This window comes from Nostoc sp. DedQUE07 (assembly GCF_034530975.2).
Lineage (GTDB): Bacteria > Cyanobacteriota > Cyanobacteriia > Cyanobacteriales > Nostocaceae > Nostoc.
In genome coordinates this window covers 1-16,858 of record NZ_JAVRCC020000005.1, presented here as the reverse complement: position 1 = coordinate 16,858, position 16,858 = coordinate 1, and the positions used below count along the sequence as shown (strand labels likewise).

Annotated in this window: 14 protein-coding genes; 4 read left to right on the top strand and 10 right to left on the bottom strand. The window is 40.6% G+C overall.

Annotated elements, in window-relative coordinates; all coding sequences use genetic code 11:
* Positions 1–55 precede the first annotated feature (55 nt).
* Complete coding sequence (locus RMZ95_RS05560; protein WP_322685777.1) at positions 56–1,300, bottom strand: HhoA/HhoB/HtrA family serine endopeptidase; 1,245 nt, start codon at positions 1,298–1,300, stop codon at positions 56–58.
* A 165-nt stretch (positions 1,301–1,465) separates the two neighbouring features.
* Here RMZ95_RS05560 and dnaA point away from each other — a divergent pair, with 165 nt between their 5' ends.
* Together dnaA and RMZ95_RS05550 are read left to right on the top strand one after the other, a co-directional pair.
* Positions 1,466–2,848: a chromosomal replication initiator protein DnaA gene (dnaA, locus tag RMZ95_RS05555; RefSeq protein ID WP_322685776.1), complete on the top strand. Its 1,383-nt coding sequence runs from the start codon at positions 1,466–1,468 to the stop codon at positions 2,846–2,848.
* Positions 2,849–3,296: 448 nt separating this feature from the next.
* Entirely contained in the window at positions 3,297–3,875 is a 579-nt protein-coding gene (locus RMZ95_RS05550) for a Uma2 family endonuclease (RefSeq protein WP_322685775.1), read from the top strand.
* 131 nt (positions 3,876–4,006) lie between these two features.
* Here RMZ95_RS05550 and RMZ95_RS05545 read toward each other — a convergent pair whose 3' ends face one another.
* The 3 genes from RMZ95_RS05545 to RMZ95_RS05535 all read right to left on the bottom strand — a co-directional run bounded on the left by RMZ95_RS05545 (position 4,007) and on the right by RMZ95_RS05535 (position 7,040).
* Complete coding sequence (locus RMZ95_RS05545) at positions 4,007–5,938, bottom strand: caspase, EACC1-associated type (RefSeq protein WP_322685774.1); 1,932 nt, start codon at positions 5,936–5,938, stop codon at positions 4,007–4,009.
* The gene (locus RMZ95_RS05540) at positions 5,907–6,341 is read right to left on the bottom strand and encodes a sugar ABC transporter permease (RefSeq protein WP_322685773.1); all 435 of its coding nucleotides are present in this window, start codon (positions 6,339–6,341) and stop codon (positions 5,907–5,909) included. The genes RMZ95_RS05545 and RMZ95_RS05540 overlap by 32 nt, the downstream gene beginning before the upstream one ends.
* A 258-nt stretch (positions 6,342–6,599) precedes the next feature.
* On the bottom strand, positions 6,600–7,040 hold the full coding sequence (locus RMZ95_RS05535; RefSeq protein ID WP_322685772.1) for a hypothetical protein: 441 nt from the start codon (positions 7,038–7,040) through the stop codon (positions 6,600–6,602).
* A gap of 545 nt (positions 7,041–7,585) precedes the next feature.
* Here RMZ95_RS05535 and dnaN point away from each other — a divergent pair.
* A complete protein-coding gene (gene dnaN, locus RMZ95_RS05530) occupies positions 7,586–8,749 on the top strand; it encodes a DNA polymerase III subunit beta (protein ID WP_322672679.1) in 1,164 nt (387 codons plus the stop codon).
* Positions 8,750–8,821: 72 nt separating this feature from the next.
* Here dnaN and RMZ95_RS05525 read toward each other — a convergent pair whose 3' ends face one another.
* The 5 genes from RMZ95_RS05525 to RMZ95_RS05505 all read right to left on the bottom strand — a co-directional run bounded on the left by RMZ95_RS05525 (position 8,822) and on the right by RMZ95_RS05505 (position 14,774).
* Positions 8,822–9,145, bottom strand: coding sequence for a hypothetical protein (locus RMZ95_RS05525; RefSeq protein ID WP_322672680.1), 324 nt, complete (start codon positions 9,143–9,145; stop codon positions 8,822–8,824).
* Positions 9,146–9,350: 205 nt separating this feature from the next.
* A complete protein-coding gene (locus RMZ95_RS05520; RefSeq protein ID WP_322685771.1) occupies positions 9,351–12,653 on the bottom strand; it encodes a GAF domain-containing protein in 3,303 nt (1,100 codons plus the stop codon).
* 255 nt (positions 12,654–12,908) lie between these two features.
* Positions 12,909–14,096 carry a TRC40/GET3/ArsA family transport-energizing ATPase gene (locus RMZ95_RS05515; RefSeq protein WP_322685770.1) on the bottom strand — a complete coding sequence of 396 codons (1,188 nt, stop codon included), beginning with the start codon at positions 14,094–14,096 and terminating at the stop codon, positions 12,909–12,911.
* Positions 14,097–14,200: 104 nt separating this feature from the next.
* Positions 14,201–14,482, bottom strand: coding sequence for a hypothetical protein (locus tag RMZ95_RS05510; RefSeq protein ID WP_322685769.1), 282 nt, complete (start codon positions 14,480–14,482; stop codon positions 14,201–14,203).
* A gap of 136 nt (positions 14,483–14,618) precedes the next feature.
* The gene (locus RMZ95_RS05505) at positions 14,619–14,774 is read right to left on the bottom strand and encodes a hypothetical protein (protein WP_322685768.1); all 156 of its coding nucleotides are present in this window, start codon (positions 14,772–14,774) and stop codon (positions 14,619–14,621) included.
* Between the two features lie 310 nt (positions 14,775–15,084).
* Here RMZ95_RS05505 and RMZ95_RS05500 point away from each other — a divergent pair, with 310 nt between their 5' ends.
* On the top strand, positions 15,085–15,900 hold the full coding sequence (locus tag RMZ95_RS05500) for an SGNH/GDSL hydrolase family protein (RefSeq protein ID WP_322685767.1): 816 nt from the start codon (positions 15,085–15,087) through the stop codon (positions 15,898–15,900).
* A gap of 135 nt (positions 15,901–16,035) precedes the next feature.
* On the opposite strand, the gene RMZ95_RS05495 is transcribed toward RMZ95_RS05500, so the two are convergent.
* The gene (locus RMZ95_RS05495) at positions 16,036–16,758 is read right to left on the bottom strand and encodes an A/G-specific adenine glycosylase (RefSeq protein ID WP_322685766.1); all 723 of its coding nucleotides are present in this window, start codon (positions 16,756–16,758) and stop codon (positions 16,036–16,038) included.
* Positions 16,759–16,858: the final 100 nt, after the last annotated feature.

Here is a 16,858-nt window from a genome sequence, read left to right as displayed (position 1 = left end):
TGTTTTTCAAATGACCAATGACAAATGACTAATGACTAATGACAAATGACAAACATCATCCTTCACGTCTGACTGGCAAAGGAGCAGGTTGAACTCCAACTTGGACAATTTGCCCATTGCGTTCCACTTCTATGGGTAATTTCGTACCGATTTTGCTCTTTTCTACTAGCTTTTGTACTTCTTCAATTTTAGTAACAGGCTGGCTGTTAATGCTTTTAATCACATCACCGACTCGTAAACCAGCTACAGATGCAGGCGATCGCGGCACAATCTCAACCAGCAAAACGCCGTCATCTGCTGTAATATTTAAGCGATCGCCTGCGACATTTTTGATTCTTTCTTTATTTTCTGGTGTCAATGTCACCATCTGCACACCCAAATAAGGATGATCCACCTTGCCTTTAGCAATTAATTCTTGGGCAATCCTTTGCACAGTATTAATGGGTATAGCAAATCCCAAGCCTTGAGCGCCTCGGATAATCGCTGTATTCATTGCAATCACTTGACCGCGAGCATTGAGCAATGGCCCACCGGAATTACCAGGGTTAATCGCAGCATCCGTTTGGATGTAATCAACGCGCTTGTCACTTGCACCGATATCGCTACTAGAACGCCCTGTAGCACTAATAATTCCAGATGTGACAGTATTATTCAAGCCTAATGGATTACCAATGGCAATTACAGCCTCTCCTGGTTGCAAGGCATCGGAGTTACCCACAGCTAGAGTTGGCAGATTATTCGCATTAATTTTGATCGTTGCTACATCCGTTACTGGGTCTTCACCCAAAACTTTCCCATCAAAAGTCCGGCCATCTTTGAGTATAACAGTCACTCTATCAGCACCATCTACGACATGGGCATTGGTAACAATTTGACCGGAAGAATTAATAATAAATCCAGAGCCACTACCGCGCTCTACCCTTTGTCTAGGCTGTGGGGTTCCTTCTCCAAAAAACCGCCGGAAAAATGGATCGTTGTTAAATTCGTCTGGTACGCGAGAAGTGATTGTTCGGGAAGAATCAATGCGAACTACCGCAGGCCCTACCTGTTGCACTACTTTTACGACAAAATTAGGATCTCCAGATGAAGAAAAAATCGGCGGGGGGACAATTACCGGATTAGGTTGTGTTGTGTTTTGGACTTGAGTATCGCTTTGCTGATTATCAACAGTCCTAGCAGGTAAAAGAGAGCAGCTCCCCAGGAACACCACTGCTACCCCGTATGAGAGCATCCACAACCTATGGGGTAAGCCTCTGGTTTTAATTTTTTTGGGTGCTGAGTGATGGTTTGTTATCTTCATGTATCGTTGCTTCTCCCTTGTCAGTCAGTGGGTGTTAGGATCTTGCCTACTGGGTATGTCCCAAAATGGTTACAACTTAAAAGCTTATTTTAGGTCTAGCGTGTCTCAATGCTAAATTAGTGCTTTCTTTTCTATTGTGACGATTAGCAGCAAAGGTGGTGGATAATGGAAATTCCCATAGAAAGTCTGTGGAGTCAGGTACTAGAGCGCCTAAAGCTTGAACTATCCCGACCTACCTTTGAAACTTGGATCAAAACTGCTAGTGCAGAGCGATTAGAAAATAATTGTTTGGTTATCCGCACTCCTAACCCATTTGCTCGTAATTGGTTACAGAAGTATTACATCAATACGATTGCTCATGTAGTCCAAGATATTCTCGGTCATCCCGTAGGAATTTACATTACTGTTGCTCAAGGTGATGAAGTTTCTCATTTTAGTGAACGAGAGGTTGCTTGGGAATCACCAAATTCCAGCAGTATTTCTGAAGCTGTTCCCGATCGCAATCATCAAACTACTGACTTAAACTCTAAATATGTCTTTTCGCGGTTTGTAGTTGGTGCTAACAATCGCATGGCTCATGCTGCTTCTTTAGCAGTTGCAGAATCTCCAGGTAAAGAGTTTAATCCTTTATTTTTATGCGGTGGTGTCGGCTTGGGTAAAACTCATCTGATGCAAGCTATTGGTCATTATCGCTATGCAATTTTTCCTAATTGTAAAATATTTTATGTTTCTACTGAGCAATTTACTAATGATTTAATTACAGCTATCCGTAAGGATAGTATGCAAAGTTTCCGAGAGCATTACCGAGCGGCTGATGTTTTATTAGTGGATGATATTCAGTTTCTTGAAGGGAAAGAGTATACCCAAGAAGAATTCTTTTATACTTTTAATACTCTACATGAAGCTGGTAAACAAGTTGTCATTGCTTCCGACCGTCCGCCTAACCAGATTCCTAGCTTGCAAGAACGTCTTTGTTCTCGGTTTTCTATGGGCTTAATTGCAGATATTCAAAAGCCCGATTTAGAAACGAGAATGGCAATTTTGCAGAAAAAAGCTGAGGATGAAAATATTAATCTTCCCCGCGATGTGATTGAGTATATTGCTTCTAACTATACTTCTAATATTCGAGAATTAGAAGGAGCTTTAATTCGGGCGGTAGCTTATATTTCTATTTGGGGTTTACCGATGACGGTAGAAAATATCACGCCAGTTTTAGAACCGCCTAACGAAAAAATGGCAGCTACCCCAGAAGCAATTTTAAAGGTGGTGGCGGATAATTTTGATGTTTCAATAGATGACCTCAAAGGTAACTCGCGACGAAGAGAGATTAGCTGGGCGCGTCAATTAGGAATGTATCTCATGCGCCAACACACGGCTTTGAGTTTGCCGAGAATTGGCGAGGAATTTGGTGGTAAAGACCATACAACGGTAATCTATAGTTGCGATAAAATTACCCAACTTCAAGAGAGCGATCGCACCTTAGTACAAACTCTACGGGAATTGAGCGATCGCATCAATATGACTAGCCGTTCTCAAAAACCATCGTGAAGATGTATTGTAAGTTTTCCACAAGCAGCAGTCTGAATTATGAGCTTTGACGGCTGAAGAATTAGTCAAGAATATTAAGTAACGTCTAAAAATTGATTAAATTTAACTTAGATTGTGGAAAAAACTGTGGAAAACTTGATATTTTGCTAGTAAAACTTAATTAAGTATAATTACCTTGTGGAAAAGTAATTGAGTTTTTCCACAAGTTTTCCACAGATAGTCTTGCCTAATATCAAACAGAAACAGTATTTGTAGGGTGTGTTAGGCGTAAGCCGTAACGCACCATTCTTAAGGCTTTGGTGCCGTACTCTTTGCGCTCACACCCTACGTATCTTTTGAAAAATCAAATAGTAGTCCTATTGGCAAAACACCATCACCAAAATGTGGAACGTAGCCCATCAGAAAAAGGTAAAATCTATGTTTAGAGTGATGATTAAGTAAAAAGTTTATGACCACAGCAATTAAAAAACTCACTCTGGACGAGTATCTTGTCTATGATGATGGCACAGATGTTCGCTATGAACTTGTGGATGGAGAGTTAGTTGAAATGCCACCGGAAAGCGATAGGAATAACTTGATTTCTCTCTATCTACTGTCACAGTTTCTCAAGTTTGTCCCGATTCAACTGATTCGGCATAAAGATACAGAACTCGTGGTTATAGGCAACCGCACTCGTGTACGGCTACCTGATTTAATGATATTGACACAAGAGTTACTAGAAGCGATCGCAGGCGGACGAGCGACAATCACTCCTGATATGCCTTCTCCAACATTAGTGGTTGAGGTCGTCTCTCCTGGAAAGGTAAATGAGGATAGAGACTACCGCTATAAGCGTTCTGAGTATGCCGCACGAGGTATCCCTGAATACTGGATTATTGATGCTCAGAAAGCTCGAATTACCCTGCTGACTCTGGTAGATGGACTGTATGAAGAAACTGTATTTCAGGGAACAGACATTATTAAGTCAGAGACTTTTCCAACGCTGGATATGACCGCAGTCCAAGTATTGACGGCTGGACAAGTCTAAATTCCAATTATGCAACAATGCAGTAATATGGACTGACTCTGACCATTGATCGCACAGAGCGCGAGAGAAAGAAGAAAACAAGGGAAAATAAAAAAGCGAACAGTACAAAAGGGCAAAAGTGTAAAGGGCTACTAAGTCGTGAGCGAAGCAGCAACCACAACCCGAAAACCCAAGCCGCCGAGCATACTCTCACGCGCAATATTGCCCCGAAACGCCGAGCGGCAACCCACAGGGCTGTCGCCCCACGAACCACCACGCAGGCTGCGATTATTATTCTCACCCTCCCAAAGGCTGCCGTCTGTTGGCGCTCCGTTATAATTTTCGTGCCAAGCATCCTGACACCATTCCCATATATTGCCATGCATATCAAATAAACCAAAGGGGTTTGGTGGAAATTGTCCAACATCTGTTGTCTGCTGACGAAATTCACCATTTGTCCCAGAATTATAAATGTTGTTTCCGTTATAATTCACTAAATCAGTTGTAATCGTCTCACCAAAATAAAATGGGGTAGTCGTCCCCGCACGACAAGCATATTCCCATTCTGCCTCACTAGGCAAGCGATAGGTTTTCCCGGTCTTGTTAGACAATCTGGCACAAAACTCAATTGCATGATCCCAAGAGACTTGTTCAACAGGTCGATTTGGGCTTATGAAGCGCGAGGGATAGGGTTTTAAATCAATATTTACCTTTTTCAGCCCAGCTACAATAACCCATTGGCTTTGTGTAACTGGAAATTTACCCATGAAAAAGGGTTGAACGGTGACGGTGTGCTGTGGACTTTCAGAATAGGATCGTTCTGGTTCATTCTCTGGGGAACCCATCAAGAATTTTCCACCAGGAATTGCAACCATTTCCAGAACTAGACCATTACCCAAATTTTCTGAGAAAAACTCGGCTCGTTGCTGACTACGATTGATTAGTTCTCCCTTAGTATTTACCGTCACTACCTCAAACTCAAACGGCTTTGATTCTATGGCTACAGTCGGTTTTTGCTGACCAATAATTCGTTTTTCTATTGAAGCTATATCTTCATCTCTCAGCCCTAAATATTGCTGATAATCTCTCAAGTCATTAAATGTAGTTTCACTTAGAGTTGTTTCAGCTGCAATTGCCTCAACTAGCGTTGCTTCATATTCTTCTAATTTGTGCTGATACTCCTGATAAGGTTGTTTAACTTCGGCTTCGATGGCATCGGCAACCTCTGAGGTAAGTTTTAATTCAAGGCGTAGCGAATTTAGCATCCGACGGGCGGGTATGGTAAACTTGCCGCGATTGATGCGATTTTCTACTTCCCTGCGATACTTCAGCTTTGGGTCATCTTTAGGCGACTTTGCCAACAGAATCTTATGACCTTCTTCAACTGGGTAGAACTTGGGGGTCATTGCAGGCGCAGCTTCTTGCACTTTTATACTGGCATAATCATGCAGTTCATCAATAGAAATCCAGCCATCAGTATCTTTATCGGCTGCGCCTGTTTCAATACCTTCTACTAAATAGCGGGTGTAAATGGAGAGTTCTGAGCCTTCTTGCTCAAAGGAATATTGGGTAGAAGTGGAAGAAGTTAAAATTGCCCTGCCTTTACCACCTAGTTGCTCTTGCACATTGATGATACCAGCATCTTTGACACTCATGCCTTGAGCGATCGCGCCACTAAAGCAACAGTCTAGAATTACAACTTGTCTCTGCGATCGGCTATCGTTAATATCGTCGTGCAAAACACTAGCTGCAACTGCTGAAGGTGTTACCAGCTTGCCATTTTGTGTTTTGGTCGCACGAGTTGATAAGTAAAGTTTGCCTCTATCATCTTTAATTCCATGCCCAGAAAAGTAAAATAGCAGCAAATCATCTTTCTGGCGGCTACTGAAAAGGTGGTAAATAGCATCTTCTATTTCCTGCCTTTGAGGATTTTTCAGTACTGTGATATCTGCTTCAGTAAAGCCACCCATTTCTGGATTTACTAACACTCGCTGTATCGCCTCGACATCTTTAACAGCAGCAGGTAGCGAGTTTAACCCCGGCTCATACTCACTAATCCCGATTAGCAGTGCTACCTTCGCCATCTTTACTATCTTGTGTCTTTTTTGTATTGTTCAGAAAATCCTGAGCTTGCTGCATAGCAAATTCAAACTCTTTGCGACTGCTGGCTTCTAAGTTAAGTTCTCTGCCATCAGGTGCTTTGAGTGCTAGTTTAATTGGTTTATTGCCAAAGCGATCGCTCAAAAACCCAAATAAAGCCTTAAAATTGGCTGGATTTACTTGTGCGTTTAACAAATGCCATAAAAAATCGCCACCAACTTTTGAATGCTCTGGGGCTTCTGTTGCAGCCACTAAACCTACTTCTTCTACTCCATCAACTTCTCTAAGCTGTGGGAGCAAATTCTGTGCCTCTGCTTGCAACTCCTCTTCGTCTAAACCCAGTTCCGACAGGGAAATAGTCACCTGAACATTAGATGTGGTTGCCATTATGAAGCATCTTAGTGGTGTTAAAAGTATTTCTGATGAATTGTAATATTTTTTGAGCTACGGATATTACACCAAGCGAATAGAATTTGTAGCTACATAGGCAAAACCCACTTTTGCTGAGTTAAAAACCTTGATTTTCGATTCGTTCGCCTTGAAGTTACTCAAATATATTCAGCCAAGAGGTAACTCCTTGAACGGGAGAGTGACGATGTTGTGAATCTCCCGTTTGGTAGGTATTGTTTTCCTATTGGATTTTAGCTAACTTATATTTGCACCCGAAGCCCCATTCATAGATCCATTTGCAGAAGAAGGCTGAATAGAATCGGCTGCTAAAGAATTGGTGACTTTGGAATTGCCTAGTACGCCTCGCTTCTTCTTGGTATTACCTCGTCTAGCACCACCCGCCATCTCGTATTCTTGGCTGATTTTACCGTAACGGCTGGCAACTCCTAGTAACATTTTTTCTGACATGGTTATTACAGCCTGTTCTGCGTTATTCACGTCATCAGTGAGTTTGTCAATGGTAGATAAAGCAGTATTGTAGGCAGCAAGCTTAGACCGGAGATCGTTAATTGTCGTATTATAAGCTTGTATAGTTAGTCCTTCCTCAAAGTCAAGTTCTACGCTGATAGATTGTAAACTTTCAATTCGGCGATCGGCTCGTTCTAAAACGCTGGAATTTCTTTTGCGACGTGCCATAATCCATCTCTGCTACTAGATTTATAGTACTGTTTTATACAAAAATATATTTTATGTCATGGGGAAATACTACAAATAAGTTGCGTAGACATAGACCATAGTAGGCATCCCATCTCCCAAAGTTCAGTTAATTTAACTTAGATTATTTTGACATTTTAGGTAGTAAATAAATTCATAAGTTCATTACAACAAATGCTGCAATGATTTAAGGGTTTCTTATACATGGAAGAATGTGTGTTGCAAAGTATTAAGCCTTTGCAGCAAATGCTTATATATTTTTTGGAAATACTTAAGGGTTTCTTATACATGGAAGAATGTGTGTTGCAAAGTATTAAGCCTTTGCAGCAAATGCTTATATATTTTTTGGAAATACTTAAGGGTTTCTTATACATGGAAGAATATTTGTTGCAAGTGTTTCAATTATTACAGTTTGAAGCGTAGAAGCGATACTTGTGGCGGACTACGCCTAAGCGCTAATCAAACAAATAGCGATCGCCTATAAACATAAGGATGTTAGGATATCTTTCACAAGCTGTATCTGACTTATGAAATTAGTTTGCTCCCAAAGCGATCTCAGTACAAACCTCTCACTTGTTAGTCGTGCAGTACCTTCACGACCAACTCATCCAGTACTTGCCAATGTGCTGTTACAAGCGGATGCCCAAACTAACCAAGTAAGCTTAACAGCCTTCGATCTCAGCTTGGGAATCCGCACCAGCTTTAACGCAGAGGTATGGGAAAGTGGGGCGATCGCACTTCCTGCTAAGTTACTTGTAGACATCACCTCTCGTCTTCCAGAAGGCGAAATCACTTTAGACGATGAATCAGCCTTGACAGGTGCAACATCTGGTGGAGAAGGTTTAATTGTCACACTCACACCTAAGAGTGGACATTACCAAGTCCGAGCAATGGGGCCGGAAGAATTTCCCGAACTCCCTGTAATTGAAAATACAGAAGTAATTCATCTCACCACCACCGCATTAATTGAAGGATTACGCGGATCATTGTTTGCTACCAGTGCTGATGAAACCAAGCAAGTACTCACGGGAGTGCATTTAACAGTTAAACAAGACACCCTAGAATTTGCAGCTACAGACGGACATCGCCTCGCAGTCGTAGAAACTAGCAACGAGCGTCCTTTAGGCGGAACTAGTGAAGTAGAAGTGACAGTACCAGCTAGAGCATTACGCGAACTTCAACGAATGTTAGCTCATAGCGCCTCATCAGATGAACCTGTAGCTTTATATTTCGATCGAGGTCAAGTTGTATTTGCATGGCAAAATCAACGCTTGACTAGTCGCACCTTAGAAGGGCAATATCCTACTTATCGACAATTAATTCCGCGCCAATTTGAGCGACAAGTAACAATCGAACGGCGACAATTTATCAGCACTTTGGAGCGGATTGCTGTGTTAGCCGATCAGAAAAATAATATTGTTAAACTCAGTATTGATAGCGCAGCTCAAGAAATTACTTTATCTTGTGAGGCTCAAGATGTAGGCAGTGGTAGAGAGTCAATGCCGGCACAAATTTCTGGTGAAAATATCGAGATTGCCTTTAACATTAAATATTTGATGGAAGGCTTGAAAGAGTTACCATCTTCCGAAATTCAAATGCATTTAAATCAAAGCCTAACTCCAGTGATTTTTACACCATTGGGTGCTTTGAAAATGACCTATTTAGCTATGCCTGTGCAACTTAGAAGTTAAAAAAATTGTAAGGTAGCACATCTTTGCTACCCTACAGCGTATTTTTGTTTTCACAGCAGATATGCATATATATTAAGTAATCCATATCAGATTAACTTTGTCCCCCTTCATCCCCACACGTACTATAAATTCATGTCCATCATCAGCAAAACTCAGCTTCCACAAATAGGTCTGAGTTTCTCCTTGTTTGAGATGACCGAAGTAAGTAGTTGTATAGCCCTCAGACATACGTGCAATTAGTGGGGAACTAACTTGGTCAAAATTTTCTTTGGTAATATCAGCTCTGTAGTCTGAATCACCTACTGTAAGAAAAAGATCGTAATTTCCCGTAGAGGTGGCATCTAAGATAGTCTGCAAACAACTAATGACGTTTTCAGAGGGATTTATCGAATTCATAATTATGTATGCTCCTAAGCGTTAAACCCTAGTCAAGTATAAATCAGGTTACTAGCTATCTATCACTTGTCAATCAAGCTACTATGCTTTCACCCCAAAACTCAAATTTTTTGCAGAAAATCAAAATTATTACATAACTTTGCATTCTTCTATTTCCAAACCAGGAATAATCTGCACTATGCAAGTTGATTTTTTGTTTCTATGATTAATTGATTTGTTTAATTGGAATTTCAATCCAAAATTCTGTACCTAACCCCGGTTGAGAATCACATTTAAAAACACCACCGTGTTTATCTACAACAATCTGATAACTAATTGATAATCCCAAACCAGTGCCTTTTCCCACTGGCTTAGTTGTGAAAAAGGGATCGCAGATTCTTGCTCTGAGAGCTTCGGGTATTCCTGGCCCATTGTCTGCAATCCGAACTACTACACTCTTGATATTGCCTTCAAGTTCTCCAAAAGCAGTACGGATAGTAATTTGACTGCTATGAGGTTTTGATTGAGATTCTGTGTAATCTTCTAAAGCATCGATCGCATTGCTTAAAACATTCATGAATACTTGATTTAGCGGCCCGGCATAGCACTCTACTAAAGGAAGGTTGCTGTATTCTTTGACTAATTTAATCGCCGGACTTTCTGGTTTTGCTTTCAAGCGATGTTGCAAAATTAGCAAGGTGCTATCAATGCCCTCATGAATATCAACTGGTTTTTTTTCTGCCTCGTCAAGGCGAGAGAAATTCCGTAAACCCAAGACAATCTGCCGGATGCGATCGACCCCAATTTTCATCGAAGATAGAGTTTTGGGCAAATCTTCTATGATAAATTCTAAGTCGATCTCTAAGGCGCGATCGCTAATTTCAGGACTAGGGTTGGGAGTATTTTGCAAATAAAGGTCTAGGATACTAAGTAAATCTTGGGTGTAATCGTTGACATGATTGATGTTGCCATAAATGAAGTTCACGGGGTTATTAATTTCGTGAGCCACACCAGCTACCAATTGACCTAATGAAGACATTTTCTCAGTTTGGATCAGTTGGGTTTGAGTTTGCTGTAAATCATGCAAAGCTTGAGCTAGCTTTTGCGTCTGCTCTTTGGTTTGATTATGCAATTGGGCTTGTTGGAGTGCAACCCCAAGCTGATTGGCAATTTGAGTAATAAATTTAATTTCTGAGGCTTCCCAATGGCGGGGTGCAGAATTCTGGTAAGCTGCTAATAAGCCCCATAGCTGTTGCCCGATAAATATAGGTGCGATCGCATAAGCTCTTGCTTGAATTTGCTCTAAAGCCGTAACATGGCATTGAGAGTGGCCAACTTCATAGATGTCATCGACTACAAAGGTTTCATTGTGACGATATCGCCCACCTTGGGTTTCCTGTAAATAGCTATCCAGCCAAACTGTATTGCTATCATAACTTACTAGCTTTAACCAGTTATCACCCACAAACTCGGCGATATATTCACCACTCCAATCAGCCTCGAAGCGGTAGACTGCAACTCGATCTGCTTGTAATGATTTACAAATTTCTTGGGTGGTTGTCTGAAAAATCGCATCTAGATCGAGAGATTCTCTAACTTTTGCCACAACTTCAAACAATACCCGTTGTTGTTCTGCTGCTTGTTGTAAATCTAATGTCTGTTGTTGTGTCTGAGAGAGTAAATTAGCTTGCTGGAGTGCTACGCCCATTTGGGCGGCAATCTGACTGAGGAAGTTAACTTCAGAAGTTTTCCATTGCCGAGGGCCAGTGTGTTGATAAGTTGCTAGTAAACCCCAAAGTTTTTGCCCAACAAAAATCGGCGCAAGCACAAAAGCGTGAATTTGAAACTGCTCTAGATTGTCGATATGACACTGAGCAAACCCCATTTTATAGATGTCATCGACTGCAAATGTTTCATTGTGGCGGTAACGTCCTCCCTGTGTGTCTTGTAAGTAGGTGTCATTCCAAATTGTATTAATACCTAGTTCGGACTCATTCGACCAGTATGGACTAGCAGCCTCAAAATCTCCGACAAATTCACCACCCCAATTAGAATCGAAACGATAAACAGAAACGCGATCGGCTTTGATTAATTGACAAACTTCTTTAGTTGTGGTTTGAAAAATCGTATTTGTGTCCAGAGATTCCCGAATCTCGGTAATAACTTTAAACACAGCCTGTTCTTGTTCAACAGTCCGTTGTAACTCAGCGGTGCGCCTTTTAACTTGTTTTTCTAAGTTTTCATTGAAGACTTGTACTTGTTGGTATAATTCATACTGCTGAATTGCAGAAGCAAAGTGTTTACTGAGGTCTCTAGCCAGTTCAATCTCTTCAACCGTCCATTTTTGAGCTTGTGCTTTTTTAAATTCGCGCCAAACCTCAAAGGATTGTCGGGGATACTGTTGCCTTTGATCGCTATCATGCTGCCCCGCCCATAAAGTTTCTGTATCTACTTCATTGCGGAAAATACTTAGGTAGCCCAGCAACTGCTGACGATACAGGAGTGGGATCATCAACACGCTGCGAATTTTAGTTGGTTGAAAAGCAATTTGCAAACTTCGCAAGCCAGGAGTGTTATATATATCTGAAATTGCCCAAACATCGTAGTTAGTAGACTTGTAGTGTTCCTGCCAGATACTATACTGTTCGATGAGTGGATATATAGTTTGTTTTGGCATTACAGGTTGCTCTCCACAGATATAAAGCTTTATACAAGTATTTCCTGGTATTAAGCATTCTGTTAAGCTGGTGACGTTGCCATTGTGGAAATCAAAAGCTTCATTTCTAATACAAAGCCTGCCACCAATACCATTAAAGGCAGCAACAGCCGCTTCTAGGGCTGGCTGTAAGACAATCGTCGGCAGTGAATGTAATAAGGTAGCAATGCGGTTAACGATCGCTTCTCGCTCGGCTGTTTTGCGAACTTGAGTGTGAAGGGTACTTTGAGCGATCGCCATTGACAGCTGCTCGACTACCACTTGTATAGCTTCTAGCTCATATTCTGAAATCAAACGCGCTTGGGAATTATGAGACACCAGCAGTCCCCAAAGTCGATCTTGATAAAGAATAGGCGCTACTACAGAGGATTTTACCCCCATTGCCGTCAAATATTCAATATGGCAGGGGTCTACAGGGCGGTAACGGATCTCCTCTGAAATATCTCCATTATCCAAGTCACGCAGGTGAATTTGACCAATCTCTTTAGTCTCAACATTCACAACAGAACGCACCCGTGATTTGATAAATAGTTCGCGGGCATAAGATGGAATGTCATCGGAGGGAAAATTTAACCCCAGTAGCGACGGCAAACAATTTTTATTAATTGATTCAGCAATCACTTGACCACTACCATCAGGATGAAATTTGTAAATCATCACTCGATCGGTTTTTAATAGCGATCGCACTTCTGTTGTTGTCACTGTGATAATTTCTTCTAACTCTAAGCTGCGTCGGATACGATTTGTAATGCGGCGTAGTAAACTTTCTTCATCGCGACATAAGGGTAAATCTTGTTGGGGATTGGAAGTCATTGTTATAGCAAAATAAATTAATAATTTGAAAACTGGCATAATTAAATCTAAAGACATTGTGAAATTTATTTCATCAATTTGTCTTCAGTAAAACTACGGTCAAATCATTAATAAAAATATTTTTTTGGCTTTTATTAAAATTTACCAAAAAATCATAAAAACAGACGCTAAAAAGATGGCGTCTGTACTAGTTACAAGAGAAAATTCTTGCTTTTTAGTTTTAACTTTTTGTTGACAGAGTAAAGTCCAACAAAATTAAACTCTTGTGTTGTCAGCAAAGCGGATTTTTAGATAGTCATTTTCCATCTTTGCTCCGCCTGGTTGTAGTGCTGCTAAGGCTTGTGGCAAAACTAAGTTACGACGATGGTTGCCAATAGTAATGTTTAATTCGTCTCCAGTTTTACTTAGTTGAACTTGGTCTTTAGGAATACCAGGTAAGTAAAGTTCTAAGCTGTATTGGTTTTCTTCTTGCACTACTCTAAGAGTTGTTTCTTTGTAATAAACCTGAGTTGGATCTTCATCTTTATAAAGAGTTTCTTTCAGGCGTTCTAATGAAGCTAATCCACACATTTCCTCAGAAAATAGGGAAACTTCTTTCACAGGCAGAGGGTGAAAATCATCATGAATTTCTCGGCGATATTGCTCCTGACTTTCCTTCCAACGTTGAAAAAATGGGTCTTGAACTTCATTGGGAATAATCCGATTAGCCACGACTAAATCTGTTGCAACGTTATATAAACTCAGATAAGCATGGGCACGGAGAGACTCTTTAATCACCATTTTTTCGGGATTAGTGACAAGACGAACTGAGGTTTGAGTATTATCTGTTAATACTTTTTCCAGAGCTTCAATTTGTTCATAAAACTCAAAAGGTGCATCCATTACTTCTTTATCAGGTAGCGAAAAACCAGCAATTGGTCTAAACAAAGGTTCAACCAGAGGTCGAAGTGCCACCGAGATGTTTTGAAATGGTTTGTAAAAACGGCGCATATACCAGCCACCGACTTCAGGTAAACTCAGCAACCGCAGTGCTGTGCCGGTGGGGGCTGAGTCGATAATTAAGACATCAAACTCACCTTCATCGTAATGGCGTTTCATCCTTACCAAGCCAAAAATCTCATCCATCCCTGGTAAAATTGCCAATTCCTCCGCCTGTACGCCATCTAAACCCCTTGCCTGTAAAACTTGGGTAATATAACGTTTCACAGCACCCCAGTTTCCCTCCAGTTCTTGCAGTGCATCCAGTTCAGCACCCCAGAGATTTGGGCGAATTTTTTGGGGTGCGTGTCCCAGTTCCATGTCAAAACTGTCTGCGAGGGAGTGGGCGGGATCTGTACTTAAAACCAACGTCTGATAGCCTAGTTCTGCGCAACGGAGTCCAGTTGCAGCAGCAACGGAAGTTTTGCCCACGCCGCCTTTACCAGTCATTAAAATTACACGCATAGATGTTTTTATCCTGCCTGAGAATTTTTTACATTTATTTACATTATCGACTGTTTAAGGAAAATAAATGTTGTTTCAACACGTCTAGGCATTATTATGAGTATTTACCCTAACTCATCCGTTGGGTTTTGCTGCAATAACTGGTCAAGCTTAGTTTCCAGTGCTGAGAGTTTTTTAAGAATTGTAGGGCGATCGCCATCAAGAGAAATTAGTAAATTGGTTATTCTCTCTTGTATATTCGTTAATTGTGCGACTGCATTCTGAATTTGGAGCATTCCTTCTCGGAGTTCTTGGCGTTCTTGACGTGCTTCCGCCATTTCATCTAACATAGCTTGGACTGTTTTAGCATTACTCTCAATTAGATGTTTGAGTTCTTTATCAGTCATTGCGATCGCGCTTTGAAGTTGAGTTTATTATTAACTCTAAAGTATTGAGGGATTTTGTTTCAATCCCCCGTAGGGCAGCACATCTGTGCTACCGGGTACTATGGTTTAATTACCTAAAAATTGCGATCGGAGCTGTTTACTGGCTCAACATTGTAAAAGCTTGCTCAACAAGCATCTTAGCTTTGTGCAAATTCAACAGCTTTTCCTGTTTAAATCTATCGGCGTAATTCATTTTCCTATCTTCGAGCGTTAGCCGAATCAGTGCTATTTGCTCATCTGTAGGTGAACTCATCTTGTCTATTGTTGCGCCAATATATTGAAAAGTAGTGAAAGTGGGAGCCTTTAACCATCTTCACTCTTGTATTTGATGTAGTGTTAATTGCGGGAATTGCATCAGAGAAGTGATGCAAGAAACTTTGTATCCTGGTTTTCCTGTCGGCTTGATACTATAGCATCTTCTTAATACAATTCAGTTAAGAGAAGTTTTAGGTTGGGTAAAATTTGCAATCTCTTGGGAAAAAATTTCATCCACTCATCAATAATCAGAACTATTGCCAAAAAAATATTGTCCAAGAATAAGTTATAATGCAAAAATTTCAGGGATGATGAGCAAAGCCAACATTGTATATGTATGTTTATTCCTCTTGATGATGATTGCCTTGTTTCAAATGCTAAGAAGGCAGACTCAGGCAAATTATTTACCAGTAACTGAACAGCAGGCAATCAGAGTTTTATTTATTGGCAATAGTTATACATATTTCAACGATCTTCCTTGGTTGACACAACAGTTGGCTGCTTCAGCGAAAGAACCTAAAACGCTGGAAACTGAAATGGTTGTGGTTGGTGGAGCTACACTTCAAAACCACTGGAAACGTGGTGAAGCACTCAGGCTTTTGAAAGCAAAACGCTGGGATTACGTAGTACTGCAAGAGCAAAGTACTTTACCAATTACTAATCCCAAGGAAATGTACAAGTACGCTAGTCTGTTTGATGCCGAGATTAAGCGAGTGAATTCCCAAACAGTGTTTTACTTAACTTGGGCAAAGCAAAATCAACCAGAAACGCAACAGATATTGACTGATGCTTATATGAGCATTGCTCAAGAACTGAAAGCTAAAGTTGCACCTGTGGGAATAGCTTGGCAAAAAATTCAGGAAGCGAATCTGAAATTAAACTTTTACAATTCCGATAAAAGCCACCCTAGTCCGATTGGATCGTATGTAGCAGCGTGTGTATTCTATACAACATTTTATCATAATAGTCCTGTAGGCTTGACTCGTCGTATATATAATAGCGACTCTAGTACGCCACAAGAAAACAACAGAATTGAGTTAGAAAGTTTAAGTGAAACAAATGCCGAAATAATTCAACAATTAGTTGAGCATATCGTCAGAAAGAATTCAGAAGTCAGTATTTAGGAGTCAGAATCAATTAACAAAAATTAAAAAGTAAAAACAGTGCTACAGATAAATAAATTTAGAATAGTAATGTTGGGTTGAGTGACAAAAATCCCAAAAAAGCCTTGATAATTTTGGGTTCCGATCAACTTGATGCTATGTTTTATTAATACTCTCTAAGTTACGTTGTGTTTGGGCATAATTGCACTTTGCTGAGAGAGGGCAATCATTACAAAGAGGATTTTTTGCCCTGCAAACCATCGCTCCAAAATCTAGCAAGGTTAGATTCCACTTGCCAACTTCTTTATTAGGAGCAATTCTTTCTGCTGCATTCCAGAGAATCTTACAGCGCGATTTTACTCTTTCTCCTTGCAACCCAAAGAAGCGTTCGAGAATACGAGCGACGTTAGTATCGAGTACGGCTAGCGGTTGACTGAAGGCTTGAGAACAGATAGCACGAGCTGTATATTTACCAATTCCAGGCAATTCAAGCAACTGCTTTTCTGAATCGGGGATTTTTCCGCCATACTGCTCTAAGATGATGCCAGCACACTTTTGTAATCTTTCAGCGCGGAAGAAAAGGCCCAAAGGTTCAAGCAATTCGCTCAATTCATTAATGCTTGCTTTTACTAGTTGCTCAAGCGTTGGATATTTCAAGAGAAATATATTGTAGATAGGAACAACCGTAACTGCATCTGTTTTTTGTAGCAGATATTCTGCAACGAGAATTGCGTAAGAATCGCAAGTCTGCCGCCAAGGAAAATCGCGTAAGTTTTGCGTTCCCCATATAGAGAGATGGTGGCGAAACCATTTAATTTTTACAGCATCCAAATTTGATACTGCGTTTTCTTGAGTTTCTTTAGCCGCACCCTTCACCATTGTTTTCTCAACTTAAATCTAGCAGACTTTTACCACCATTTTCAGAAGAAGTACGCAGCCATTGTAAAAACTCACCAGTTAACGTGGGAGTTTCTCGCAA